This window comes from Amycolatopsis rifamycinica (assembly GCF_000695625.1).
In the GTDB taxonomy this organism is placed as follows: Bacteria; Actinomycetota; Actinomycetes; order Mycobacteriales; family Pseudonocardiaceae; genus Amycolatopsis; species Amycolatopsis rifamycinica.
Genome location: NZ_JMQI01000065.1, coordinates 28,593 through 52,907 on the forward strand (window position 1 = coordinate 28,593; position 24,315 = coordinate 52,907).

A 24,315-nucleotide genomic window follows, 5' to 3' on the forward strand; every position below is an offset into this window, starting at 1 on the left:
CGCGGGCCCGCGACCGATTTAGGAAGCCGCGGCCGGGGTCACGGCTCGCACGCCCAGCAGCTCCTCGATCGCCGCGACCGCCAGGACCGCGGCATTCCCCTCACCGTAGGGATTTCCGACCTGGGCCGGGCGCAGTTCCCCGTTCAGCAGCCGCGCCGCCGTGTCCGCGATGCGCTCCGTGTCCGTGCCCGCCAGCCAGGCACATCCCGCCTGCACCACCTCGACTCGCTCGGTCACGTCGCGCAGCACCACCACCGGGGTGCCGAACGTCGGGGCCTCCTCCTGGATGCCGCCCGAATCCGTCAGCACCAGTGACGCCAGCCGCAGGGCGCGGACCAGGTCCGGGTACTCCAGCGGGTCCGTCACCGTCACCCGGGGCAGGCCGGCCAGTGCCGCCTCCACCTGGGTGCGGACCCGCGGGTTCGGGTGCGCCGGGAACAGCACCTGGACGTCCGGGTGCTCGGCCACGATCAGCTGCACCGCGGCGAGGGTCCGTTCCAGGGGCTCGCCCCAGGACTCGCGGCGGTGGGACGTCACCAGCACCAGCCGCTCGCCGGCCTCCGCCAGCTCCATCTCCAGCAGCGCCAGCGCCGTGTCGCGGGCCGGCAGGTCGCGGGCCGCGATCTCCAGCACCGCGTCGACGACCGTGTTGCCCGTGACCGCGATCTGCTGCCGCGCAACGCCTTCCGCGCGCAGCGCCGCCGCGGCGCCCAGCGTCGGGGCCAGGTGCAGCGCCGCGATCCGCGACACCATCTGCCGGGCGCCCTCCTCCGGGAACGGCGCCGCCAGGTCGTGGGTGCGCAGCCCGGCTTCCAGGTGGACCACCGGGATACCGAGCCAGAACGCCGCCAGCGCGCCGGCGAGCGTCGTCGTCGTGTCGCCCTGGACGACCACCGCGGCCGGGGTGTGGCGGCGCAGCGCGTCGTCGAGGGCGGGCAGCAGGCCCGCCATCAGCTCGGCCTGGCCGCCGGTGACCCGGGGCGGCACGTTCAGCCGCACGTCCACGGCCAGGCCGAACGGCTCCAGGGCCTGCTCGACCATGCCCGGGTGCTGGCCGCTGTGGACCAGGACCGGGCGCAGTGCCGGGTGGGCCGCCAGCGCGAGGGCCAGCGGCGCGAGCTTGAGGGCTTCCGGCCGCGTCCCGGCCAGCAACATCACGTCCACCCCGCGGTGCCCCTTCTCCACATCGTCCAGTATTCCGGAAATTCTTCCCCCGCCGAGGCCGCCGGCGTGCGAGGGGCACACGCCGGCGGCCCGGGGGTCACCGCGTCAGCCCCGCGCCCGGGAAAGACGGCGGTTGCGGCGGTGGACGGCGATCAGCGCGGCGGTCCCGAGCAGGACCAGCAGCACGCCGAGGGCCAGCCACCACCCGATGTCGGCGCCGGTGGCGGCGAGGGTGCCGACCCCGCCCCCGGCCACGCCGACGCCCGCGCCCGGCATCTTGTACATCCGCGCCTCGCTCAGGCCCGGGCGGAACGGCGGCGGGAGATGCGGGTGCCGACCGGCACCGCGACGGCGCCGAGCAGGCCGAGCCCGATCCAGAGCCCGGCGCCGGAGGCCAGCGGCATGGGCGGCGCGGCCGGCCCGCAGGTCGCTGACGACACGATCACGTCGCCCGAGCCGAGCGCCTTGAGCCCTTCGCCGAGCAGCTTCACGTGGACGGCGTTGACCGTCAGGCTGCCGTCGGAGTTCTTCACCTGCTCGTTCAGGATGATCGTGGCGACGTTGAGCGCGCCGAGACCCACCTTGATCTGCGTGTTCGCGGCCGGGGTGGCGTCGACCGCGCCGACGCTGCCGAGGTTCGCGCCGACCAGCTTCGTGCTGCCTTCGACGCCCTTCTGCGTGGCGGTGCAGACGGCCTCGACGAGCTTGATGCCGACGTTGCCGAGCGCGGCCTTCAGCAGCGGCAGCCCGACGTCGGCGGTGCTCGCCTTCGCCGTCACCGCACCGGAATTCTCGTCGCGCTTGGCCTCGGTGTTGATCGCACCGGCGGTGAGGATGCCGGTGAGATCGACCTTCGCCAGGCTGTTGCTCGTTGGGCCGGCCGTGTTCGCGGCCGCGAACGGGCCCGCCTTCACCGCGTCCTGGCCGAGCAGCTTGACGTCGGCTTTGACGCCGTACGCGGACCCGTCGCCGGGGGCCGCCGAAGCGGGGGCCGCGCCGGCGAGCACGACGCTCGCCACGACCGCGGCGAGCAGCCCGCCACGGCGCACGAGGGAGCTCTTCATCAAGTGGTCCTCCGAATTCGCTGGATTTATCGGGGGTGCGTGACGGCGGCGCGGATCGAACCGGCTTGCCTCGACTCGGCACGCGGATCGACTATCGCGAAGACCGGGCCGAATAGCACACAAAATTTACCGAATCACCGGATCGGGTAAGGCTCGGCGCCGTTTTCCCTGGTGGGTCTCGACATCACTCGAACGGCGTAACAAGTTCGCCGAAGTTCCAACCGATTGGGGGCCTCTTTCCACCCCTCCGAGTGGAAAGGGGCTGCACACATGTCCTACGCTCGCCCGTGCCCGCAACTTGATCGGGAAATCGGCACCGAGAGGAACGTCGTGGCGGTAGCGAGCGCTCCGAACACAGGAATGGCGAGGTTTCCGCTGGTCGTGGCGCTGAGTGCGCTGGCCGCGGCGGGGGTCGTGGTGGTGCTGGCCGAGCGGTTCTACCGCGAGCTGGAAGTACGGCTCGCCGGTGCGATCCTCGACTTGTTCACTACATCGGGTGTTTATGTGGCACCCGATCGGGAGTCTGTTTACTTTGGGTTGACCAGTAGTACTCCGTTCGGGTTGAGAATGACGCCGGAATGTTCCTCGGCGTTCCTTTTGCTCCCGCTGCTCGTTGTGACGATGGCCATGATGTACTTCCGCCCATCGAATGCGCGAAGGCTGTTCTTTTCGCTGGGCATTTCCGCGGTCGTCGTCGTACTGGTCAATCAGCTGCGCATTCTCACGATCGTCGGGCTCGTGCACGGGCTCGGCACCGACGAGGGCTACTACTGGGGCCACACCCTGCTCGGCTCGATGGTCAGCGTGTTCGGCGGCGCGGTCTCGATCGTCCTGTTCGTCTGGCTGGCCACCCGGAAGAAGAAGGCATGAGCGTCAAGGTCCTGCTCGCGATCACGCAGGCGTTCGCGCTGACCATGAGCGTCGCGTTCCTCGTCTACGTCGTCGTGATCGTGGTGCCCTACCTGCGTCGCAAGCCCGGCCCGGTCGGCGACCCCGCGGACTTCACGTGGCACTTCTTCGTCCCGTGCCGCGACGAGCAGACGGTCATCCGCGAGACCGTCCGCTACCTGCGCACGACGTTCCGCCGGGCGCACGTCTGGGTCGTCGACGACGACTCGGAGGACCGCACCGCCCGCGTCGTCCGGATGCTGTGGCGGCGGCACGGCGGCTACGACCCGTACCTGCACCTGGTGCCGCGGGTGCGCCCCGAAGCCCGGACCGGCAAGGGTGACGCGCTCAACGCGGCCTACCGCGCCCTGAACGACTGGATGGGCCCGGACGCGAGCCGCGACGACGTCGTCGTGGTCGTCGTCGACGCCGACGGCCGTCCGGCACCGAACTGCCTCGAGGTCTGCGCGGCCGGGCACCTCTTCGGCGACCCGGAGATCGGCGCGGTGCAGCTGGACGTCCGGATGGGCAACGCCGGGACACCGCCACCGTCGCGCAACCCGGTCGGCCGCTGGTTCGGGCTGAAGCTCGCGCAGCTGCAGGACCTGGAGTTCCGGACGGCGATCGCGGCGATCCAGACGTCCCGCGGCTTCACCGGCACGATCTCCATGGGCGGCAACGGCCAGTTCACCCGGCTCACCGCGCTGGACTCGATCGCGGGCGACGCCGGCGAGCCGTGGCGCGGCTCGCTGCTGGAGGACTTCGAGCTCGGCGTCCACCTGCTCACGGCGGGCTGGCGCACCGGGTTCACCCCGGATTCCCATGTGGCGCAGGAAGGTCTGTACAGCCTGCGGCGGTTCCTCGTGCAGCGCACCCGGTGGGGCCAGGGCACCATGCAGTGCGCACGGTACCTGCGCCGGATCTGGGATTCCCCGCACGTCAGCACGCTCGGCGCGGCGGAGATGATGTACTACCTGGCCCAGCCGTGGCTGCAGCTGCTCGGCTCGCTGCTGTACCCGATCCCGTTCGTGCTGCTGCTGATCGGCACCGCGGGCGACCCGGCGCAGATGTGGACGTGGTTCACCGGCGGCGCCTGGATCCTGTTCGCCATCTACGGCTCGTTCGGGCTGCTGCCGTTCCTCGTCTGGGGCCCGATCTACCAGCTGAAGTGCTTGCGCAGCGGGAACATCCTGCGCGGGCTGGGCATGGGTCTGGCGTACGCGGCGTACATCTACACGTTCTACGTGACGTCGTGGCGCGCGCTGTTCCGGCTGGTGCGCGGACGCAACGGCTGGGCCAAGACGCGCCGCAACACCGAGCAGGCGGCCGGGGTGAAGGTCGCGCTCGACGCGTGAGCGCGACCTCCACCCGGTGGATCAGAACGCCGGGACGATCCGGACGTCGTCGGCCTTGACGAAGGCGATCCGGTGCCCGAACTGGATCTGGACGTATTTGAGCTTGCCCTTCACCACCACGTGGTTCGCCGCGTCGAACGTGGTCGCCCAGTAGTACTCGGAGCCGACCGTCCCGCCCGAGGAGTACTTCTGGCCGGCGGCGAGCGTGTACGGCAGCGGCGTGATCGCCTGCGCCGGGATGTTCGCCGGGTAGGCCTCCGGCTCCGGGTAGGCCCGGCCGTACACCGGCACGGTCGCGAGCCCGGGCTTCGGCGTCACGACCCAGCCGATCGCGGGCTTCGCGACGCGCGCGTTGCGCGGGTTGTGGAACCAGCCCTGCTGGCCGAGGTACCAGATCGCCGTCCAGTCACCCCTGACCTCGGCGACGGCGTACTGCTGTCCCGTCGCGACGCGGCTGCCGACGTCGGCGACGTCCATGGTGGACGCCGTGCCCTTCGGGTGCAGGCCGGCGTCGACCAGTAGCGGCGAGGACTCGTCCGGCGCCGAGTGCAGCACGACGGCTTCCGAGCCGCGCGGCACGCACGGGGTGCCGGGGCCGTCGCAGCCGGTGAACGCGGGCTGGTTCTTCGCGAAGTCCGGGTCGATGGTGACCAGGGACGAACCGGGCAGGCCGAACCCGCCGAGCGGCGCGCCCATCAGGTCGAAGTAGTGCGCCCAGTCCCAGTACGGGCCCGGGTCCCAGTGCATGCCCGGGATGGTCGACGGCGTCGTGCCCGGCACGTTGTCGTGGCCGATGATGTGCGCGCGGTCAAGCGGGATGCCGTACTTGCGGGCGAGGTAGCCGACGAGCTTCGCGCTCGTGCGGTACATGGCCTCGGTGTACCAGGTGCCCTTCGCGGCGAAGCCCTCGTGCTCGATGCCGATCGACTTCGCGTTGACGTACCAGTTGCCGGCGTGCCAGCCGACGTCCTTGGTCGGCACGTGCTGGGCGATCAGGCCGTCGGCCGAGCGGATGCTGTAGTGCCAGCTGACGTACGTCGGGTCCTGGACGAGGTCGAGGACGTTGGCCCAGTAGCCCTCGGTGTCGTGGATGACGATGTGGTCGATCTTCTGGCTGTCCGGCCGGTCCGCGAGGTCGTGGTTGCCGTAGTCGTCGTCCGGCAGTTCCTGGTAGGGCGCGGGGACCGACTCGCACGTGACCCGGCGCGGGCACTCGACGTTCGACGGCGGCGTCTCGGCGCGCTGGGGGACGGCCAGGTCCGGGGCCGGGCTCAGCGTGACCCGCTGGCCGTCGTCGGTGGTCCGGGTGACGCCGGTCTTGATGGTGTCGAAGACTGCGTCGGCGAAGGTCTTGGCGGCGGCCTGGTCGGCGGAGCCGCTGTAGCGCGCTACCGCGTCGTACCAGTCGCTCTGGCCGGCGTGGTACTTCGCGAGCAGGGCCGCGCCGCCGCGGATGTTCTGGGCGGGGTTCGCGCGCAGCGTGTCCGCGTCGGTCCGGAGGAGCCGCGCGGCCTCGTCGACGGTCTGCAGCGTGGGCGGCGGGGCGGCGGGACCGGCCTCGGGGTGCACGGCGGGGCGGGCGTCGTCGCCTCGGGCGTCTTCGGTGCCCTCGTCGTGGTGGGTGCCGGCGACGCCGGCTTCGCGCAGGTCGGTCAGGTGCATGGGGCCGTAGCCTGCCGACGTGCTGGGGGTGCCGGCGTTGGTGTCCCAGCGGGACTCCAGGTAGGAGACGCCGAGGAGGATGTTCTCCGGGACGCCGAACTCCTTCGCGGCGGCGGCGAAGTCGCGCTGGCGTTGGCCGGTGGTGTCCGCCTGGGCCGGCGCCGCGGCCAGGCCGGCGAGGAGGGTGACGGCGGCGGTGACGGCGGCCGCCTTCGGGATGGGGCGGGACATGGGCATGAACCCCCGGGGTGCAGGTGCCAGAGGTGAGAACCTAACCAGAAACTCGTCTTGGGAGTAAGGGCTGGCCCGTCTCGGCCGGCCGGCCGCTCTTCCGGGTGACGGTCGTGCCGGGGGTGAAAGCGCCGGTCAGGGGGTCGCCGGGCGCTTTTGTGCCCGTCGGGTGGACCCTCCTTGCACGATTGGCACTCGCGTGGATAGAGTGCTAATCGCACGGCCCGACAGCCCCGGCACCCGCGACGGCGGGGGTGGTAGAGCCGTAACCACATCCTGCCAACGCTTTCGACGACCGTGGAGGTCAACCCGGTGAGCGTGAACATCAAGCCGCTCGAGGACAAGATCGTTGTCCAGACGAGCGAGGCCGAGGAGACGACCGCTTCCGGCCTCGTCATCCCCGACACCGCCAAGGAGAAGCCCCAGGAGGGCAAGGTTCTGGCCGTGGGCCCGGGCCGGATCGACGACAAGGGCAACCGCGTCCCGCTGGACGTGAACGTCGGCGACGTCGTCATCTACTCCAAGTACGGCGGCACCGAGGTCAAGTACAACGGTGAGGACTACCTCATCCTGTCCGCCCGCGACGTGCTGGCCGTCATCAACTGACGTCCGCTCGCAGCGCATGACGCCCCGGGCCCCGCACAACGCCGGGGAGCGGGGCGTTCTTGCGTTCCAGACCCACCGGAAGGTAAGCGGAACACGCTATGCCCAAGCAGATCAAATTCGACGAGGACGCTCGTCGCGCGCTGGAGCGCGGGGTGAACAAGCTCGCCGACGCGGTCAAGGTCACCCTCGGCCCGCGCGGTCGCCACGTCGTGCTCGACAAGAAGTTCGGCGGCCCGACCATCACCCTCGACGGTGTCACCGTCGCCCGTGAGATCGAGCTCGACGACCCGTTCGAGAACCTCGGCGCGCAGCTCGCCAAGAGCGTCGCCACCAAGACCAACGACGTCGCCGGTGACGGCACCACGACCGCGACCGTGCTCGCGCAGTCGCTGGTGAAGGTCGGCCTGCGCAACGTCGCGGCCGGCGCCAACCCGTCCTCGATCGGCCGTGGCATCGAGGCCGCCGCGGAGAAGGTCATCGAGGTCCTCAAGGCCAAGGCCACCCCGGTCAAGGGCCGCGAGAACATCGCGCAGGTCGGCACCGTCACCTCGCGCGACGCGAACATCGGCGCCCTGCTCGGCGAAGCCGTCGAGAAGGTCGGCGAAGACGGCGTCATCACCATCGAGGAGTCGTCGACCCTGGCGACCGAGCTGGTGATCACCGAGGGCGTCCAGTTCGACAAGGGCTTCCTCTCGGCGCACTTCGCGACCAACCCGGAGGAGCAGAAGGCGATCCTCGAGGACGCCTACATCCTGCTCGTCCGCGAGAAGGTCTCGGCGCTGGCCGAGCTGCTGCCGGTGCTCGAGAAGGTCGTCGAGGCCAAGAAGCCGCTGCTGATCATCGCCGAGGACGTCGACGGCGAGGCGCTGTCCACCCTCGTGGTGAACTCGCTGCGCAAGACGATCACCGCCGTCGCGGTCAAGGCGCCGTTCTTCGGCGACCGCCGCAAGGCGTTCCTGGACGACCTCGCGGTCGTCACCGGCGGCGAGGTCATCTCCGCGGAGATCGGCCGCAAGCTGTCCGACGTCGACCTCGGCGCGCTGGGCAAGGCCCGCCGGATCGTCGTCACCAAGGACGACACCACGATCGTCGACGGCGCCGGCACCAAGGACGCCATCGCCGGGCGGGTCGCGCAGATCCGCAAGGAGATCGAGACGACCGACTCCGACTGGGACCGCGAGAAGCTGCAGGAGCGGCTCGCGAAGCTCGGCGGCGGTGTCGCGGTCATCAAGGTCGGCGCGGCCACCGAGACCGAGCTGAACGAGCGCAAGCACCGCATCGAGGACGCCGTGGCTTCGACCAAGGCGGCCGTCGAGGAGGGCATCCTGCCCGGCGGTGGTTCGGCGCTGGTCCACGCGGTCAAGGAGCTCGAGGGCGGCCTGGGCCTGACCGGTGACGAAGCCACCGGCGTGCGCATCGTCAAGGACGCGCTGACCGCTCCGCTGTTCTGGATCGCGACCAACGCGGGCCACGAGGGCGCGGTCATCGTCAACAAGGTGCAGGAGCAGGGCTGGGGCCAGGGCTTCAACGCCGCCACCGGCGAGCTCACCGACCTGCTGGCCGCCGGCATCGTCGACCCGGTCAAGGTGACCCGGTCCGCGGTGGCGAACGCCGCCTCGATCGCGCGTCTCGTGCTGACCACGGAGTCCTCCGTCGTCGAGAAGCCGGCCGAGGAAGAGCCCGCCGCGGCGGGCCACGGTCACTCGCACTGATTGCCGACGAGAGCGGGGCGGTACCTCTTCGAAAGGTGCCGCCCCGCTTTCTCGTCCCCGGAATGGCACGGAGGGCGGCACCCCACCCGGTGCCGCCCTCCGATGTCTCTGGTGCGCTCAGCCGCGGGACATGCTGAGCGCGCGTTTGTCCGACTTGATGATGTGCTCCCGCTCGGACTCCGAAAGCCCGCCCCAGATGCCGTAGGGCTCGTGCACCGCCAGCGCGTGGCTGCGGCACATCTCCAAGACCGGGCAGCTCAGGCAGACGGCCTTCGCTCTGGCTTCCCGCCGTGCCCGCGCCGGGCCGCGCTCGCCGTCCGGGTGAAAGAAGGACGCACTGTCCATCCCCCGGCACGACCCTTCGAGCTGCCAGTCCCACATGTCGGCGTTGGGTCCTGGGAGCCTGCGCGTGTCTGCCATCCTGACCGCCTCCGTCATTCGGTCGATGCCGCTAGCTGCTCTGCTGTGATGCCGATACTCCATTCGGTGCAACGGCGGTAACGTTAGAAGCGCGCCAATAGTTGTTCAAGCGATCCGGCCCGATTCAGCCGTTAGGCATCCCCCGGATGTGTGAGCAGGGCTTTCGCCTCCGGTTGCCGACTGCGCTGGGTGCCTGGATATTGAGGCTCGTGGGAGCTGGGTCGGGCACCGAAGAACCCACCCTGCCGGTGGCCTCGGTCGCCCGCCGGCTCGGGGTCGCGCCGTCCACCCTCCGAACCTGGGACCGCCGCTACGGGCTGGGCCCCAGCCGCCACACCGACGGCCGCCACCGCCGCTACGGCACCTCCGACATCGGCCGCCTGGAACTGATGCAGCGAGCGCTGCTGAGCGGCGCGTCGACGGCCGAGGCGGCCCGCTACGCCCTCGAGCAGATCCCGCGCTCCGGGCCGCCTCAGCCGGAAGAGCTCGGCAAGCTGCCCGGGGACGCGGTCGCCGACGACGGCCTGGAGGTCCGCTCCCGCCTGGCCCGCCGCCTCAGCACGGCGGCACTGGCCATGGACGTCGGCGCGGTCCAGCGGATGCTCGCGGACACCATCGCCGAACTCGGCGTGCTCCCTGCGTGGACCGGCGTGATCGAGCCGGTGCTGTCGGCGCTCGGGGCGCGGTGGCGCGGCGCGAGCGCGGGCGCCGAGGTCGAGTACCTGCTGGCGGAGTGCGTGTTCGCGGCCCTGGTCCGCGCGACCCCGGTGCTCGACGAGCCCCGCAACACCCGCCCGGTCCTCCTCGGCTGCGTCCCGGACGAGCGCGACTCGATGCCGATGTACGCGCTGGCGGCGTCCCTGGCCGGACGCCGGATCGGCGCGCAGCTGTTCGGGGTGCCGCTGCCGGCGGAGGTGCTGGCGGTGGCGGTGCGCCGCAGCGCGCCGGCCGCGGTGGTGCTGTGGGCCCACGGACGCGGAGTGGCGGACGCGCGGCTGTTCGCGAGGGTGACCCGGGGCCGCCAGCGCAGCCGGCTGTTCGCGTGCGGCCCGGGTTGGGATCCGGCGGGTCTGCCGGACAAGGTGGAGCTTTTGACGGATCTGCCGAGTGCGGCGGATCGCCTGGAGCATGTCCTGGTCGGCGGCCGCCGCTAGTTCCCTCGGTGGCGTGGGTGACGGCACTCGGGCCGGTTTTTGTCGGTCCCACCCACTAGAAAGGACGGGTGCACGAACCCGCCCTGAGGGCCGCCGCGTTCGGGAGCGGCTCGCGGACCGATCCCGCCGTCGCGCGCGGGGCCGGCAGCCCGCGGGAACGGCTGCTCGCCGCCGTCGTCCTCGGCGCCCAGGGCCGGTACGCCGCCGCCGCGGCTCTCCTCGACGTCCTCCGGCGCGGGCGGGACCCGCTCCTGGCGTCCCTCGCCGCCAGCACCCTCGCGTCCCACCGGCGGCAGCTGGGCGGCCACCGCCGCGCCCGCGCGCTCGACGGCGAGGCCTTCGCGAAGGCCGCCGACCTGGACACCGGGCCCGACCCCGACGGCCTCGACGCCGCGGGGGCGAGGGCCGACGCCCTGCTCGGCCTGGCCGCCGACAACCTCGCCCTCGGCCGCCTCGGGGCCGCCCGCAGGCTCGCCAGGCGCGCCGCGGCCGAGGATGCCGGGTGGCGGGCCACCGTCCGCGGCGGCTGGGTCGGCGCCGAAATCGAGCTCGCCGCAGGTCAGGGCGCCGCCGCCGTGCCGCCCGCCGAACGGGCGCTGGAAACCGCGCTCGCGCGGGGCGCGCGGCGGCACACCGTGAAATCCCGGATTGTGCTGGCCGTGGCCCTGCGGGCCGCCGGGGCTCCCGATCACCGGCAGATTTCGGACGACCTTGTCGGAAACGCAATGGCGACGGCGGAGGAATGCGAACTCCTTTCACTTTTGTGGCCGGCGGCGCTCGTGGCGGCCGACCTGCGCCCAGGACACGCCGAGGAGTATCGATTCAGAGTGGCGCAGGTGTTGCACGCAGTGTTACGAAGCGCAGATCCTTGCGGGAGGAGGGTTGCGGGGGAATCACCATGGGTCCCCGTCCCGGGTGGTTGAGCCGTCGGAATGGGGTGTTCCGGCATCCGGGCTAAGAAAGTTCAAAAAAAGCCACCGGATCGTGTCAAGGTTCGGGCTAAAGCGTCCGATAGGGGAAGAGGAATGTCACCCGGCTGCAGGAAGGAAACCCCGTGACGACGGTCTTGATCTGCGACGACCGACGCAGTGTCCGTGAAGGGCTCACCCGAGTGATGTCCGCGGTCCCTGGGGTCAGTCGCATCGACTGCGTAGCGCACGGTGACGAGCTGCTGGCCCGGTACTCCCGTCAGCCCGTCGACGTCGTGCTGGTCGGGACGCAACGCGCGGTCCCGACAGGTGTCGAAGCCACCCGGCGGCTCGTCTCGGCCAACCCCCAGGCGAACGTCATCGTCTTCGGCGCTCCCGACGACGCGGGCAGCATCGCCGCCGCGATCGCCGGCGGCGCCCGCGGCTACCTCCGCTGGGACGCGTCCCGGCCGGAGCTGGTCGCCGCGCTGGCCCACACCCTGGCGAGCACCTCGGTGCCCGCGCCCCGTCAGCCGTCCGACCCGGGCGTCCAGCTGACCGAGCGCGAGCTTCAGGTGCTCCGCGGGATGAGCCAGGGCAAGAGCAACGGCCAGATCGGCCGCGAGCTCTACCTGTCCGAGGACACGGTCAAGACCCACGCCCGGCGGCTGTTCCGCAAGCTCGGCGTGCGCGACCGCGCGCAGGCCGTCGCCCACGGCTTCCGCCGCGGCCTGGTCAGCTGACCTGGCGCTCTCCCCGTTCCTGACACGGCCGGTTCACAGGTGACGACGGGCCAGGGTGTACCCGCCCTGGCCCGCACCTATGTGGTCCCCATCACATCCCGGCGTTCGACTTGGCGGATTTCCGCGTCGCCACCCCGCCCCTCCGGCGGATCTCGTACCCGTGGCCAGGCTCGCTCGTTGAATCGGCGACCACGACCGCGAGTCTGCGAGACGACCCGTATTTCGCGGCTCGCGCCGCCGCGGCACGCCCGGGCACACCGCGCGCGCCGGTCCGGAGCGAGCCGACGGTACGGTAGCGGTCTCCGGTGCGCGGTGGAGGCGACCACGGGCCGGGTTCTTTGCACACCTACGCGTAACACTGGGACTGTTGTCTGCGATGGCCAATGTGGGGGATGGACTGGATGAGCCGGTCGCCGCTGCTGTCGAGGGAGATCCCCAGGCAGTGGAGCGGCTGCTGGCGGCTATCCGTCCACTGGTAGTGCGGTATTGCCGCGCTCGGGTTGGCAGGCAGGAGCGATCCTTCGCTTCGGCGGACGACGTTGCGCAGGAGGTGTGTCTCGCGGTGCTAACGGCATTGCCCTCGTACCGCGATCAGGGCCGCCCGTTTCTGGCCTTCGTGTACGGGATCGCCCAGCACAAGGTGGCCGACGCGCACCGCGCGGCGGCGCGCAACCGGGCCGAGCCGGTGGCCGAGATCCCCGACGAGGTCGAGGTCGGGGTCGGTCCCGAGCAGCGGGCGTTGCAAGGTGAACTGAACGAGCGGATGTCCCAGTTGTTGCAGGTGCTGCCGGACAAGCAGCGGGAGATCGTGGTGCTGCGCGTGGTCGTCGGCCTGTCGGCGGAGGAGACCGCGGACGCGGTCGGCTCCACCCCCGGTGCCGTCCGCGTCGCCCAGCACCGCGCCCTCGCGCGGCTGAGAAAGGTCCTGGCCGCGGAGGAGGTGATCTGAGTGACAGCTCACGATAAGAGATTCGAGCCGGACGACGTCTTCGGCAGTGGCCTGACGGCGTCCGAGGCGGAGTTCGCCGCCGACCTGTCGGCGGTGCAAGCCGACGACGCACTGCTCGACGCGCTCGGCGGGTCCGACCCGGCACTGGCCGACGGTCTCGGCGACCAGGAGCTCAACGCGTTGCTGGTGGCGTGGCGAAGAGACATCGACAGTGAGCCGCTGGCCGAGCTCGTCGACGTCGACACCGCCGTGCGCACCGTCAGCACCGCCGCTCTCGCGAAGCGGCACGCTTCGAGCGGACGCCGCCGCAGGCTGCTCGTCCCGGTCGCCGTCGCCGCCGCCGTGCTGGCGATCGCGTTCACCGGCACCGGGCTGGCCGCGCGCTCCGCGCAGCCCGGCGACACGCTGTGGGGCCTCGCGAAGGTCCTCTACTCCGACCACACCCGTTCGGTCGAGGCGGCCGCGGCCGCGAAGCTCGACCTCGAAAAGGCCAACCTCGCCCTCGCCGGCGGCAACCTCGACGCCGCCCGCCAGGCCCTCCAGGACGCCCAGGCGGCCCTGTCCCAGGTCACCGACGAGGAGAACCGCGACCAGCTGATGGAGCAGCACCGGCAGCTCGCCGCCCAGCTGCAGAACCCGGAAGCGCCGGTCCAGGGCCCGATCCAGACCTCCGTGCCGGCGGTGGTCCCCGGCGCGCCGTCGTCGCAGGCGGCGCCGGCCGGTTCGGCGACGTCCATCCCCGGCAGCGGCAGCGGCACCACCAGCCTGCCCGGCAGCGGAACGCCGACCCCGACGCCTCCGCCGCCGCCACCGACCAGCGAGACGCCGACCCCGACGCCCACCCCGCCGACCTCCACGGTCGCCAGCGGCAACGACCCCGGCACGCCGCGCAGCGAGTCCGCCGGCGGTCAGTCGCAGGGCGTCGGCGAGACGCCGTAGCGCGAACGCACGAAAAGGCCCTGGTGAGGAAACTCACCAGGGCCTTTTCCGTGGTCGGGGAGCGCTCAGTAGGCGCTTTCGTTGGCCGTCACGCCGTCGGCGAAGCCGCGGCAGTAGTCCCAGCTGACGTAGTCGCCGGGGTTCGGGTCGTAGGCCGGCTCGTGCGGGCGCATCCGCCCGTCGGCCAGCAGCTGCTCGAGGCTGGCCCGCAGCAGGTGCCAGTCGTGGTAGTGCGGTTCGTCGCACTCACCGCAGTCGACGACGATCCCGCGAACCCCGCGGGGTTCGAGCAGGGCCTGGTAGACGGCCAGATCCGAGAGATCGGCCAGCAGCTCGGTGCGTTCGGAGTCGCTGATCGGCTCGTCCAGCCGGTCCTCGGGGTCTCCGAAAGCGCGGGCCGGGTCATCCGGGTCGTCCGCGAACGGGTCTGGAGGCAGGACATCGTGCGCCACGGCCTGCACGGTACCGGGCGGCCCCGCCGGCTCGCCCACCGCCCGGGGCGGGCGGCGGGCGGCGGATAAGATGAGGGGAAGGCTCCCCGTCGCCCCTGATTCACCGATCAGCCGCAGCGACACGCTCATCCCGCGCCAGGAAGGCCCTTCACCCGCTATGACCAGCGACGGCATCACCGCCCCCGTTCCGGCCAAGTTCGCCATGCTCGGCCTGACCTTCGACGACGTGCTGCTGCTGCCGGCCGAATCGGACGTGGTCCCCAGCACCGTCGACACGAGCACCCGGCTGACCCGGAACATCACCCTCGGCGTCCCGCTGGTGTCCGCGGCGATGGACACCGTCACCGAGGCGCGGATGGCCATCGCCATGGCCCGTCAGGGCGGCATCGGCGTCCTCCAGCGCAACCTGCCGATCGACGAGCAGGCCGCCGCGGTCGAGGTCGTCAAGCGGTCCGAGGCCGGCATGGTCACCGACCCCGTCACCTGCGCGCCCGACGCGACGCTGGCCGAGGTCGACGCCCTGTGCGCGAAGTTCCGCATCTCCGGCGTGCCGGTGACCGACGCGGCCGGGACGCTGGTGGGCATCATCACCAACCGCGACATGCGGTTCGAGGTCGACCACAGCCGCCCGGTGTCCGAGGTCATGACGAAGGCGCCGCTGGTCACCGCCCAGGTCGGGGTGTCGGCGGACGCCGCGCTCGGCCTGCTGCGCCGGCACAAGATCGAGAAGCTGCCGATCGTCGACGGCGCGGGCAAGCTCCGCGGCCTGATCACGGTCAAGGACTTCGTGAAGACCGAGCAGTACCCGAAGGCGACGAAGGACCCGGACGGCCGGCTCATCGTCGGCGCCGCGGTCGGCGTGGGCGTCGACGGGCACAAGCGCGCGATGACGCTCGCCGAAGCCGGCGTCGACGTGCTGATGGTCGACACCGCGCACGGGCACTCCCGCGCGGTCGTCGACACGGTCGCGCTGCTGAAGAAGGAGCTCGGCGACTCGGTCGACATCGTCGGTGGCAACGTCGCGACGCGGGCCGGCGCGCAGGCGCTGGTCGACGCGGGCGCGGACGGGGTCAAGGTCGGCGTCGGCCCCGGCTCCATCTGCACCACGCGGATCGTCGCGGGCGTCGGCGTCCCCCAGATCTCCGCGATCTACGAGGCCGACCAGGCGTGCCGCCCGGCGGGCGTCCCGGTGATCGGTGACGGCGGCATCCAGTACTCGGGCGACATCGCGAAGGCCATCGCGGCCGGCGCGTCCACGGTGATGCTGGGCAGCCTGCTGGCCGGCACCGCCGAGTCGCCCGGTGACCTGATCCTGGTCAACGGCAAGCAGTTCAAGGTCTACCGGGGCATGGGGTCGCTGGGCGCGATGCAGTCCCGCGGCCAGGGCAAGTCCTACTCGAAGGACCGCTACGCCCAGGACGACGTGCTCAACGAAGACAAGCTGGTCCCGGAGGGCATCGAGGGCCGGATCCCGTTCCGGGGGCCGCTCGCCAACGTCGTCCACCAGCTGGTCGGCGGCCTGCGCGCCGGGATGGGCTACGCGGGCGCCGAGACGATCGCGCAGCTGCAGGAGGCGCAGCTGGTCCGGATCACCGCGGCCGGGCTCAAGGAAAGCCACCCGCACGACATCACGATGACCGTCGAGGCGCCGAACTACACGACCCGCTGAGTCCGCCCGTTAGGACATTCCGCCCGCCCTCCTCGATCGCGAGACTGGATCTCCGGCGATCGAGGAGGGAAGCGGGATGACGGTTTCGCGACGGATGGTGGTGGCGGTGGCCGCCGCGGCGGCGTTCGGGCTCGGCGGCGGCGTAGCGGCTTCGGCGGCTTCGGGCACCGGGACGACTGACGCGGCGCAGGCGCAGTCGCCGGGGGAGATCTGGAAGCGCACCGAGCTGTTCTTCGGCACCGGCAAGCCGGACGGCACCGAGGTCACCGACCAGGAGTTCGCGGAGTTCTCCGACCGCGAGATCAGCCCGGCGTTCCCGGGCGGCTTCACCCGGCTCGACGGCAGCGGCCAGTGGCGCGGCGGCTCCGGCGCGATCGTGCGGGAGCACACGCACGTGATCGTGCTGCTCCACCCGTTCGGCGACCGGGACGCCGAGCGGGAAATCGAAGAGCTCCGCGCCGACTACAAGAAGCAGTTCCAGCAGGAGTCGGTACTGCGTTCGGATTCCGTGGAGCAGGTCTCGTTCTGAGTTCCCGTGACCTAGCGTGCTTACGGTGATCGGCCTATCGCCTTGCGTGGCCTTCGTGGTGTGCACTAGGACACATGACGGTCCTGCGCAGGGTGTTCTTCACGGCCGTCGCTCTGGTGTCCCTGTTCCTCGGTGGGGTGGTGTGCCTGATGTGCCAGGTGCTGGCCGGCCGGGACGCGCCGGCGTTCCGCGTCGAAGGGCACGTGGTGTCCCACGAGCGGGGCGCGCTCCCGGTCGGCGGTGATGAGGACGCGGAGAGCCACACCATCGAGGTGGACACCGCGAGCGGGCGGCACTACCGCGTCACCGCGGTCGGCCCCGGCCTGGACCTCCCGCCCGGTCAGCCGGTGACACTCGACGTCTCCACGGCCGACGACAGCATCGCCTACCTGCGCGCGGGTGGCAGCGTGGTCGACCTGCGCCCAGGCGTGGTCCGGCCCGTCCTGCTGATCGCCGCGGCCCTGCTGGCCCTGGGCGCGGTGTACTTCGGCGCGGTCCGGCTCAACGTCTACCCGCCGGTGGCGACCTGGCTGGCCCTCGCGCTGGGGGCGTTGCTGGCGCCGGTCGCCGTCTTCGTGCGGGTGTAGGCGTGCGGCGCGGCCGGCTGCCCGCCATGGCCCTCCTGGGGCCGCCGCCGGGGCCATCCTGGGCTTCGGGACCTACGCGAGCTTCGTGGCCGGCCTGCTGGTCTTCGCGGTGATCGAGGTCGCCGCGCGCGACGGCGCGCCCGGGCCGCGTTGGGCGCGACGGCCGGGTTCCTGGCTGGTGCGCTGCCCGTGCTGCCTCTGTTCCAACCCCCGTGCGCAGGTCACCCACGCGGCCTAGCGACAATGGGGCACGGCAGATTGTCGTCGTCGGAGGAGGCTTCACGTGCGGGACCTGGTCGAGATCGGGATGGGCCGCACCGCGCGGCGGGCGTATGACCTCGACGACGTCGAGATCGTGCCGTCGCGGCGGACCCGGTCGTCCTCGGTGGTGTCCACCGCATGGCAGATCGACGCCTACCGCTTCGACCTGCCGCTCGTCACGCACCCGACCGACGCGATCGTCTCGCCCGGCACCGCGGTCGCCGTCGGCGAGCTCGGTGGCCTGGGCGTGCTCAACGCCGAAGGCCTCTGGGCGCGGCACGCGAACGTCGAGGACGCCATCTTCCAGCTCGTCCGCGCGGCCGAGGACCTCGAAGACCCGACCGCGGTCGGCCGGGTGCTGCAGGAGCTGCACGCCGCGCCGATCCGGCTCGACCTGCTGACCGAGGCGATCAAGACCGTCCGCGAATCCGGCGTCACGGTGGCCGCGCGCGTCAGCCCGCAGCACGCCGCCGAGCTGACCCCCGACCTGATCGCGGCCGGCGTCGAGATCCTCGTCGTCCAGGGCACGATCATCTCCGCCGAGCACGTCCAGCGCGACGCCGAGCCGCTGAACCTCAAGGAGTTCATCGGCCGCCTCGACGTCCCGGTCATCGCCGGCGGCGTCAGCGACTACCGCACGGCGATGCACCTCATGCGCACCGGCGCGGCCGGGGTCATCGTCGGCCACGGCTACACGCCGGGCGTGACGAGCACCGACCGCGTGCTCGGCATCGGCGTCCCGATGGCCACCGCGATCATCGACGCCGCGGCCGCCCGCCGCGACTACCTCGACGAGACCGGCGGCCGGTACGTGCACGTGCTCGCCGACGGCGGCATGACGGTCTCGGGCGACATCGCCAAGGCCATCGCGTGCGGCGCGGACGCCGTCATGCTGGGCTCGCCGCTGGCCGCCGCCTCGGACGCGCCCGGTCAGGGCCTGTACTGGACGGCGGCCGCGGCGCACCCGTCCCTGCCGCGCTCACGCGTGGCGGCGGGCCCCGACTACGCCGTGGACCTCAAGACCCTGCTGTTCGGGCCGTCCTCCGACGCGGAAGGCGTGGTGAACCTGTTCGGGGCGCTCCGCCGCGCGATGGCGAAGACGGGTTACTCGGACCTCAAGGAGTTCCAGCGGGTGGGCCTCACCGTCCGTCGGTGAGGTGGTCGAGGAAGGCGCCGAAGGCGGCCGTGGAGTAGACGAGGACCGGCCGGGGCACCGCCTGTTTGGTGTCCCGGACCCCGACCACGCCGGGGCCCGTGCCGATCTCGACGCAGGCGTTCTCTTCGAAGTGGCTGTGGCTCGACTTGCGCCAACCGGTGAGCGTTCGTGGGCTCATGGTGGTGTCTCCCGCCATTGTGTCCCGATCGGCGGTGATTCGCCGACGTGAACATCGAGCACCGTAAAGATTACCCACTGTTGTCGTCGGACAAGCATAACCGGCGAGTAACTTACCTCTGGTCAGAACGCGAACCCGGAGTTACGCTCCAGGTGTGACTGCCAGTAACACCACCACCAGCGCGGGTGGCCCCGACTACGACGTCGTCGTGGTGGGGTCGGGGTTCGGCGGCAGCGTTGCGGCGCTGCGGCTCACCGAGAAGGGCTACCGGGTAGCCGTCGTCGAGGCGGGCCGCCGGTTCGCCGACGACGAGTTCGCGAAGACGTCGTGGGACCTCAAGCGCTACCTGTGGGCGCCACAGGTTGGCTGCTACGGCATCCAGCGCATCCACATGCTCAACGACGTCATGGTGCTGGCGGGCGCCGGTGTCGGCGGCGGCTCGCTCGTCTACGCGAACACGCTGTACCGGCCGCTCAAGCCGTTCTACCGCGACCGGCAGTGGGCGCACATCACCGACTGGGAGGCCGAGCTCGCCCCGCACTACGACCAGGCGAGCCGCATGCTCGGCGTCGTCACGAACCCGACGATGACGCCGTCGGACGTCGTGATGCGCCAGGTCGCCCACGACATGGGCGTCGCCGACTCGTTCCACCCGACGCCCGTCGGCGTCTACTTCGGCAAGCCGGGGGAGCGCGCCGCCGATCCGTACTTCGGCGGTGCCGGCCCGGTGCGCACCGGCTGCACCGAGTGCGGCTCGTGCATGACGGGCTGCCGCGTCGGGGCGAAGAACACGCTGGTCAAGAACTACCTCTACCTGGCCGAGCAGGACGGCGCGCAGGTCATCCCGCTGACCACGGTGACCTCGGTCAAGCCCGTCGACGGCGGCTACGAGATCGGCCTGAAGAAGACCGGGACGACGTCGAAGAGGTTCCGGACCACGATCACCGCCGAGAAGGTCGTCTTCGCCGCCGGGACCTGGGGCACCCAGAACCTGCTGCACAAGATGAAGGACACCGGCACGCTGCCGAAGCTGTCCCGCCGGCTCGGCGAGCTGACCAGGACGAACTCCGAGGCGATCATCGGCGCGGCCCGTACCGAGGTCGACGAGAGCCGCAACTTCAGCCGCGGTGTCGCGATCACGTCGTCCATCCACCCCGACGAGAACACCCACATCGAGCCGGTCCGCTACGGCAAGGGCAGCAACGCGATGAGCCTGCTGCAGACGATCGCGACGGACGGCGCCTCGCCGGTACCGCGCTGGCAGCAGCTGCTGCGGTTCCTGCTGAAGCACCCGCTGCAGTCGGCGCGGATGCTCAACGGCTACCGCTGGAGCGAGCGCACGGTGATCCTGCTGGTGATGCAGAGCCTGGACAACTCGATCACGACCTACACCCGCCGAGGTCTGTTCGGGCGGCGCAGGTACACGTCCAAGCAGGGCCACGGCGAGCCGAACCCGAGCTTCATCCCGGCGGGCCACGAGGCCAACGAGCGCACGGCCGAGCACATCGGCGGCATCGCGGGCGGCACGTGGGGCGAGATCTTCGACATCCCGCTGACGGCCCACTTCATCGGCGGCGTCCCGATCGGCGCCACGGCGGAGGAGGGCGTGATCGACCCGTACCACCGCGTGTTCGGCTACCCGGGCCTGTCGGTGGTGGACGGCGCGGCGATCACGGCGAACCTGGGCGTGAACCCGTCCCTGACGATCACGGCCCAGGCCGAGCGCGCGTTCTCGTTCTGGCCGAACAAGGGCGAGGAGGACCAGCGCCCGGCGCAGGACCGGCCGTACGTGCGGCTGGAGCCGGTCGCGCCGAAGAACCCGGCGGTTCCCGCGGACGCCCCGGCGGCGCTGCGGCGGTCGTCTTAGGTTCTCGGCCGTCACGGGGCCGGAGTCGTGCGGGTGGTTCGGAGAGGGTCGCCTCGAGCGGCGCCGGCTCCTTGCCGATCCGGCCGGCGAGTTGCAGGACCGGCCGTACGTGCGGCTGGAGCCGGTCGCGCCGAAGAACCCGGCGGTCCCCGCGGACGCCCCGGCGGCGCTGCGGCGGTCCTAAGATCGAGGCCGTGACGACGGCATCGGAGAAGGCGCACGCGCTGCTCGGCGGCATCCGCAAGCTCGACGACGAATGGGCGAGGGCCATCGGCGGCCTCGGCGAGCCCGAGCTGCGCGCCCCCAGCGCGTTGCCCGGCTGGTCGCGCGCCCACGTCCTCGCGCACGTGGCCCGCAACGCCGACGGCCTGCGGAACCTGCTGACCTGGGCGAACACCGGCGTCGAGACCCCGATGTACGCCAGCCCGGAGGCCCGCGACCGGGACATCGAAGCCGGGGCCCAGCGGGCCGCCGGTGAGCTGCTCGCGGACTTCGTCGCGTCGGCCGGCCGGTTCGAGCAGTACGCCGCGGCGATGCCGGACGAGGCCTGGGTGCGGGAGGCCCGCAACCGGCAGGGCGCGCCCGTCACCGGGGCCGTCGTGGCGCGGATGCGGCTGTCCGAACTGGCCATCCACCTCGCCGACCTCGACCGCGGCTACGACCTCGATCGCGTGCTCGGGCTGCTCGGCCCGCTCACCGAGGACGTCGTCCAGCACGCCATCACCTCGCGCGGTGCCCACCTGCCCGCCCTGCGCCTGGCCGCAGACGGATTCGAATGGACGATGGGGGCCGCCCCGAAGAGCACCGTCCGCGGATCGGCCGGGGCGCTGCTCGCCTGGCTCAGCGGGCGCTCCGACGGCGCCGCGCTCGACGGTGCCGTGCCCCGGATCCCCGCCTGGACGTGACCGGTCCGCTCCGCCCGGTGAACCCTTCGCGCCCGCTCTACACTGGGCGTTCCCGGCACGAGGAGTCCGCTGTGGACAGTGAGCACGACCAGGGGCGGCCCGGCGTCCCCCGGAGGACGTTCCTGCGCATCGCGGGCGTGTCCGCCGCCGGAGCCGTCGCCGCCGCGTGCGGGCCGGAGAACCCCCCGGCCCCGGTCGCCTCGACCGTCCCGGACGCCACGTCGTCCGCGCCGCCCACCAGCCGGCTGCCCACCGGGCCACCGAACTGGGACGACCTGCGCAGCCAGCTCACCGGCGGCCTGCTGCGCCCCGGTACCGAGGGCTACGACACCGCCAGGCACGGCTTCAACCAGCTCTTCGACGGCAACAACCCGGTCGCCGTCGCGACCGCGTCCACGACCGAGGACGTTCAGGCGTGCGTCCGGGCGGCCGCCGGGCGCGTCACCATCGCCGCGCGCAGCGGCGGCCACAGCTACGCCGGGTACTCGGTGCCCCAAGGCGGGCTGGTCATCGACGTGGCCGCGCTGAACAAGGTCGACGTCCAGGGCGGCAAGGCCGTCATCGGCGCCGGCGCGAAGCTGAAGGACGTCTACGCCGCGCTGGCGAAGGCCGGGCGCGCGCTGCCCGCCGGGTCCTGCCCGACGGTCGGGATCGCCGGGCTGACCCTCGGCGGCGGCATCGGCGTGCTCGCCCGCAAGTACGGCCTGACCTGCGACCACCTGAGTTCCGCGCGAGTCGTCACCGCCGACGGCCAGGCCCTGACGGCGTCCGCGGGCTCCGAGCCGGACCTGTTCTGGGCCCTGCGCGGCGGGGGCGGCGGCAACTTCGGCGTCGTCACCGAGTTCACCTTCGACACCGATCCGGCGCCGGAGGAGCTGACAGTGTTCTCGCTGCGCTTCCCGGCCGGGTCCGGCGCCGGCGTGCTCGCCGCGTGGCAGCAGTGGATCGCCGCGATGCCGCCGGAGCTCTGGGCGAACCTGGTGCTCTCGGGCGGGACGCCGGTGCAGTGCCGGGTCGGCGGCTGCTACGTCGGCGGCGCCGCCGGTCTGAGCACGCTGCTCAACAACCTCACCACCAACGCGGGCGTCCGGCCGACCCAGCGCGTGGTGAAGACCCTGGACTACCTCGGCGCCATGAAGTACTTCGAGGGCAGCTCGAACCGCCAGTCGTTCGTCGCGTCCTCGCGGATCATCACCACCCCGGTCGACGCGGCGAAGATCGTCGCCGTCGCCGACGGCCGGTCGGGCATGGACCTGCTCATCGACGGTCTCGGCGGCGCGGTCGCCGGGCCGGCCAAGAACGCCACCGCGTTCTGGCACCGCGACGCGCTGGCCAGCGTCCAGGTCTACGCACCCGCGACGGCGAAGACCCGGACGAAGGTGGCGCAGACGGTCGGCGACGTCGTCGCCGGGCTCGCCGCGGCGGGCGCGGGCGGCGGGTACGTCAACTACATCGACCCGGCCCTGCCCGACTGGAAGACCGCGTACTACGGCGACAACGCCAAGCGGCTGCAGGACGTCGCGAAGAAGTACGACCCGCAGAACGTCTTCCGGTTCGGGCAGAGCGTCGTCGTCTGAGTGCCGGCGCCTACCACTGACCCGCGTCGGGCCGGTCCTTGCGCCGGGCGACCAGGGCGACGTTCGCGCCCTGGGTCGCGAGGGCCAGCGCGGTCGCCGCGCCGATGCCGCCGCGGTCGCGTCGCTGGTCCACCTCGAGGCCCTGCTCGCCTCGCACACGGGCACGCTGTCCCGGCTCAAGACGTGCCGGAACCCCGCGTGCGGGGTGGCGTTCCAGAACAACCTGCGCGCCTCCCGGGCCCGCAGGCGGGACGCCAAGACCTCGCCCTAGATGTAGTGCCCCGTGAGGTTGGGGACGCGGCTGGCGGGTGGGTGGCCTGCGAGTGCGGTGTGTCCGCGGTGGTGGTTGTAGGTGTGCAGCCAGTGTGGCAGGGCGCGGCGGCGTTCGGTGTCGGTGCGGTAGGGCTGGGCGTAGGCCCATTCCTCGAGCAGGGTGCGGTTGAAGCGCTCCACCTTGCCATTGGTCTGCGGCCGATAAGGCCGGGTCCGTTTCGGGACGATCGCCGCGTCGCGCAGCGTGTCGCGCCACAGACGTGAGCGTTAGCAGGCGCCGTTGTCGGTCAGCACCCGGCGGACGGTGATGCCGTAGCCGGCGAAGAACGCCTGAGCCCGGATCCAGAACGCGACCGCGGTTTCCGTGGTCTCGTCGGCATGGATTTCGGTGTAGGCCAGCCTGCTGTGGTCGTCGACGGCGTTGTGCAGGTAGGCGTAGCCGTGGCCGCGTTGACCGCTGTTGCGGCGCCCGGCGGCGCGGCCGAGGGCGCGGTGGCCGCCGCCGTCGGGGATGTTGCCCAGCTTCTTGATGTCCACGTGGACCAGGTCGCCGGGGGCGGGGTGTTCGTAGCGGCGGATCGGGGTGGCGGTGGCTCGGTCGAGGTGTGTCAGCCGGGCCAGCCGGTAGCGGGTCAGGATTCGGTGCACCGTGGAGGGGTTGAGGCCGAGCAGGTAGGCGATCCGCGCGGGTCCCCACCGGCGGATCACCCGGACCTTGATGACTCGCCGCTCGGTCCGCGTCGGTGTCCGGGCCGGACTGGTGCGGGGGCGGCTGGACCGGTCGGCCATGCCGGCTTCGCCGAGGTCGCGGTAGCGGCCGGCCCAGCGGGCGGCGGTGGAGACCGACACCTGGAACCGTTCCGCGGCCCGTCGTAGCGGCCAGCCGTCCTCGACCACACAACGGGCCAGGCGCAGTCTGCCGGTTGGGGTGAGGGGTGCGTTAGCGTGGATCACGAGGGCCTCCGTGAGGCGGGGTAGACGTCGCAATCCACACCGAACCCAGAGGCCCTCCCTCACACCAAGATCATCCAATCACGTGTCACCACGATCGCAACCTCCCCGGGCA

The 24,315-nt window shown here is 71.8% G+C and carries 25 protein-coding genes and 1 pseudogene; 16 read left to right on the plus strand and 10 right to left on the minus strand.

The features are described 5' to 3' along the window. Window positions 1–18 precede the first annotated feature (18 nt). The 3 genes from wecB to DV20_RS31440 all read right to left on the minus strand — a co-directional run bounded on the left by wecB (window position 19) and on the right by DV20_RS31440 (window position 2,228). Entirely contained in the window at window positions 19–1,164 is a 1,146-nt protein-coding gene (gene wecB / locus DV20_RS31430; protein WP_043786651.1) for a non-hydrolyzing UDP-N-acetylglucosamine 2-epimerase, read from the minus strand. Between the two features lie 105 nt (window positions 1,165–1,269). Next, a complete protein-coding gene (locus DV20_RS31435) occupies window positions 1,270–1,449 on the minus strand; it encodes an LPXTG cell wall anchor domain-containing protein (protein ID WP_043786618.1) in 180 nt (59 codons plus the stop codon). Window positions 1,450–1,460: 11 nt separating this feature from the next. After that, window positions 1,461–2,228, minus strand: coding sequence for a choice-of-anchor P family protein (locus DV20_RS31440; protein WP_043786620.1), 768 nt, complete (start codon window positions 2,226–2,228; stop codon window positions 1,461–1,463). Between the two features lie 360 nt (window positions 2,229–2,588). Here DV20_RS31440 and xrtP point away from each other — a divergent pair, with 360 nt between their 5' ends. Together xrtP and DV20_RS31450 are read left to right on the plus strand one after the other, a co-directional pair. After that, window positions 2,589–3,098 carry an exosortase P gene (gene xrtP / locus DV20_RS31445; RefSeq protein WP_152603779.1) on the plus strand — a complete coding sequence of 170 codons (510 nt, stop codon included), beginning with the start codon at window positions 2,589–2,591 and terminating at the stop codon, window positions 3,096–3,098. After that, window positions 3,095–4,471 carry a glycosyltransferase gene (locus DV20_RS31450; protein WP_043786621.1) on the plus strand — a complete coding sequence of 459 codons (1,377 nt, stop codon included), beginning with the start codon at window positions 3,095–3,097 and terminating at the stop codon, window positions 4,469–4,471. Before xrtP ends, DV20_RS31450 begins: the two co-directional genes overlap by 4 nt. A gap of 21 nt (window positions 4,472–4,492) precedes the next feature. Here the strand turns inward: DV20_RS31450 and DV20_RS31455 are convergent, their stop codons facing one another. Beyond that, a complete protein-coding gene (locus DV20_RS31455) occupies window positions 4,493–6,364 on the minus strand; it encodes an N-acetylmuramoyl-L-alanine amidase (RefSeq protein WP_043786622.1) in 1,872 nt (623 codons plus the stop codon). Window positions 6,365–6,676: 312 nt separating this feature from the next. Here DV20_RS31455 and groES point away from each other — a divergent pair, with 312 nt between their 5' ends. Beyond that, window positions 6,677–6,970: a co-chaperone GroES gene (groES, locus tag DV20_RS31460; protein ID WP_004559922.1), complete on the plus strand. Its 294-nt coding sequence runs from the start codon at window positions 6,677–6,679 to the stop codon at window positions 6,968–6,970. Window positions 6,971–7,068: 98 nt separating this feature from the next. Then, window positions 7,069–8,682 (plus strand): chaperonin GroEL, encoded by a 1,614-nt coding sequence (gene groL, locus DV20_RS31465; protein ID WP_043786623.1) that lies wholly within the window; start codon window positions 7,069–7,071, stop codon window positions 8,680–8,682. Window positions 8,683–8,799: 117 nt separating this feature from the next. Here groL and DV20_RS31470 read toward each other — a convergent pair whose 3' ends face one another. Beyond that, entirely contained in the window at window positions 8,800–9,120 is a 321-nt protein-coding gene (locus tag DV20_RS31470) for a WhiB family transcriptional regulator (RefSeq protein ID WP_084093773.1), read from the minus strand. Window positions 9,121–9,311: 191 nt separating this feature from the next. Here DV20_RS31470 and DV20_RS31475 point away from each other — a divergent pair, with 191 nt between their 5' ends. The 5 genes from DV20_RS31475 to DV20_RS31495 all read left to right on the plus strand — a co-directional run bounded on the left by DV20_RS31475 (window position 9,312) and on the right by DV20_RS31495 (window position 13,795). After that, the gene (locus DV20_RS31475) at window positions 9,312–10,256 is read left to right on the plus strand and encodes a MerR family transcriptional regulator (protein ID WP_043786624.1); all 945 of its coding nucleotides are present in this window, start codon (window positions 9,312–9,314) and stop codon (window positions 10,254–10,256) included. A 68-nt stretch (window positions 10,257–10,324) separates the two neighbouring features. Then, window positions 10,325–11,179, plus strand: a complete 855-nt coding sequence (locus DV20_RS31480) for a hypothetical protein (RefSeq protein ID WP_043786626.1) — start codon at window positions 10,325–10,327, stop codon at window positions 11,177–11,179. Between the two features lie 131 nt (window positions 11,180–11,310). After that, complete coding sequence (locus DV20_RS31485; protein WP_003073605.1) at window positions 11,311–11,907, plus strand: response regulator transcription factor; 597 nt, start codon at window positions 11,311–11,313, stop codon at window positions 11,905–11,907. Between the two features lie 376 nt (window positions 11,908–12,283). Next, complete coding sequence (locus DV20_RS31490) at window positions 12,284–12,856, plus strand: sigma-70 family RNA polymerase sigma factor (RefSeq protein WP_043786628.1); 573 nt, start codon at window positions 12,284–12,286, stop codon at window positions 12,854–12,856. Further along, on the plus strand, window positions 12,857–13,795 hold the full coding sequence (locus tag DV20_RS31495) for an anti-sigma-D factor RsdA (RefSeq protein ID WP_043786630.1): 939 nt from the start codon (window positions 12,857–12,859) through the stop codon (window positions 13,793–13,795). A gap of 65 nt (window positions 13,796–13,860) precedes the next feature. On the opposite strand, the gene DV20_RS31500 is transcribed toward DV20_RS31495, so the two are convergent. Then, window positions 13,861–14,256 (minus strand): DUF5319 domain-containing protein, encoded by a 396-nt coding sequence (locus tag DV20_RS31500; RefSeq protein ID WP_003073549.1) that lies wholly within the window; start codon window positions 14,254–14,256, stop codon window positions 13,861–13,863. 148 nt (window positions 14,257–14,404) lie between these two features. Between DV20_RS31500 and guaB the strand changes: the two genes are divergently transcribed. The 3 genes from guaB (at window position 14,405) to DV20_RS31515 (ending at window position 17,032) form a co-directional block, all read left to right on the plus strand. Further along, window positions 14,405–15,916, plus strand: a complete 1,512-nt coding sequence (guaB, locus tag DV20_RS31505; RefSeq protein WP_043786631.1) for an IMP dehydrogenase — start codon at window positions 14,405–14,407, stop codon at window positions 15,914–15,916. Between the two features lie 76 nt (window positions 15,917–15,992). Beyond that, window positions 15,993–16,445, plus strand: a complete 453-nt coding sequence (locus tag DV20_RS31510) for a DUF3574 domain-containing protein (protein WP_235191027.1) — start codon at window positions 15,993–15,995, stop codon at window positions 16,443–16,445. A gap of 74 nt (window positions 16,446–16,519) precedes the next feature. Further along, window positions 16,520–17,032 (plus strand): hypothetical protein, encoded by a 513-nt coding sequence (locus DV20_RS31515; protein WP_043786633.1) that lies wholly within the window; start codon window positions 16,520–16,522, stop codon window positions 17,030–17,032. A 72-nt stretch (window positions 17,033–17,104) separates the two neighbouring features. Here the strand turns inward: DV20_RS31515 and DV20_RS47065 are convergent, their stop codons facing one another. Further along, window positions 17,105–17,239 (minus strand): hypothetical protein, encoded by a 135-nt coding sequence (locus DV20_RS47065; RefSeq protein WP_268747456.1) that lies wholly within the window; start codon window positions 17,237–17,239, stop codon window positions 17,105–17,107. A 76-nt stretch (window positions 17,240–17,315) separates the two neighbouring features. Between DV20_RS47065 and DV20_RS31520 the strand changes: the two genes are divergently transcribed. After that, window positions 17,316–18,449, plus strand: coding sequence for a GuaB3 family IMP dehydrogenase-related protein (locus tag DV20_RS31520; RefSeq protein ID WP_003073532.1), 1,134 nt, complete (start codon window positions 17,316–17,318; stop codon window positions 18,447–18,449). Here DV20_RS31520 and DV20_RS31525 read toward each other — a convergent pair. Further along, window positions 18,433–18,627, minus strand: a complete 195-nt coding sequence (locus DV20_RS31525; protein WP_043786634.1) for a DUF397 domain-containing protein — start codon at window positions 18,625–18,627, stop codon at window positions 18,433–18,435. The two genes, DV20_RS31520 and DV20_RS31525, sit on opposite strands and share 17 nt — an antisense overlap. A 154-nt stretch (window positions 18,628–18,781) precedes the next feature. Between DV20_RS31525 and DV20_RS31530 the strand changes: the two genes are divergently transcribed. From DV20_RS31530 to DV20_RS31540, 3 genes are all read left to right on the plus strand, one after another. Further along, window positions 18,782–20,494, plus strand: a complete 1,713-nt coding sequence (locus DV20_RS31530; protein WP_043786636.1) for a GMC family oxidoreductase — start codon at window positions 18,782–18,784, stop codon at window positions 20,492–20,494. 194 nt (window positions 20,495–20,688) lie between these two features. After that, entirely contained in the window at window positions 20,689–21,399 is a 711-nt protein-coding gene (locus DV20_RS31535; RefSeq protein WP_051736214.1) for a maleylpyruvate isomerase N-terminal domain-containing protein, read from the plus strand. 71 nt (window positions 21,400–21,470) lie between these two features. Next, window positions 21,471–22,976, plus strand: a complete 1,506-nt coding sequence (locus DV20_RS31540) for an FAD-binding oxidoreductase (RefSeq protein ID WP_043786638.1) — start codon at window positions 21,471–21,473, stop codon at window positions 22,974–22,976. A 10-nt stretch (window positions 22,977–22,986) separates the two neighbouring features. Here DV20_RS31540 and DV20_RS45670 read toward each other — a convergent pair whose 3' ends face one another. Together DV20_RS45670 and DV20_RS31545 are read right to left on the minus strand one after the other, a co-directional pair. Continuing rightward, entirely contained in the window at window positions 22,987–23,133 is a 147-nt protein-coding gene (locus DV20_RS45670; RefSeq protein ID WP_160169769.1) for a hypothetical protein, read from the minus strand. A 110-nt stretch (window positions 23,134–23,243) separates the two neighbouring features. Further along, window positions 23,244–24,203: pseudogene (locus DV20_RS31545) on the minus strand (IS481 family transposase). Between the last annotated feature and the right edge of the window lie 112 nt (window positions 24,204–24,315).

Coding starts and splice junctions, on each gene's coding strand:
- DV20_RS31435 (WP_043786618.1), bottom strand. CDS start 1,449: ATGTACAAGATGCCGGGCGCGGGCGTCGGCGTGGCCGGGGGCGGGGTC.
- DV20_RS31440 (WP_043786620.1), bottom strand. CDS start 2,228: ATGAAGAGCTCCCTCGTGCGCCGTGGCGGGCTGCTCGCCGCGGTCGTG.
- xrtP (WP_152603779.1), top strand. CDS start 2,589: ATGGCGAGGTTTCCGCTGGTCGTGGCGCTGAGTGCGCTGGCCGCGGCG.
- DV20_RS31450 (WP_043786621.1), top strand. CDS start 3,095: ATGAGCGTCAAGGTCCTGCTCGCGATCACGCAGGCGTTCGCGCTGACC.
- DV20_RS31455 (WP_043786622.1), bottom strand. CDS start 6,364: ATGTCCCGCCCCATCCCGAAGGCGGCCGCCGTCACCGCCGCCGTCACC.
- groL (WP_043786623.1), top strand. CDS start 7,069: ATGCCCAAGCAGATCAAATTCGACGAGGACGCTCGTCGCGCGCTGGAG.
- DV20_RS31470 (WP_084093773.1), bottom strand. CDS start 9,120: ATGACGGAGGCGGTCAGGATGGCAGACACGCGCAGGCTCCCAGGACCC.
- DV20_RS31490 (WP_043786628.1), top strand. CDS start 12,284: ATGGCCAATGTGGGGGATGGACTGGATGAGCCGGTCGCCGCTGCTGTC.
- guaB (WP_043786631.1), top strand. CDS start 14,405: ATGACCAGCGACGGCATCACCGCCCCCGTTCCGGCCAAGTTCGCCATG.
- DV20_RS31510 (WP_235191027.1), top strand. CDS start 15,993: ATGACGGTTTCGCGACGGATGGTGGTGGCGGTGGCCGCCGCGGCGGCG.
- DV20_RS31515 (WP_043786633.1), top strand. CDS start 16,520: ATGACGGTCCTGCGCAGGGTGTTCTTCACGGCCGTCGCTCTGGTGTCC.
- DV20_RS31525 (WP_043786634.1), bottom strand. CDS start 18,627: ATGAGCCCACGAACGCTCACCGGTTGGCGCAAGTCGAGCCACAGCCAC.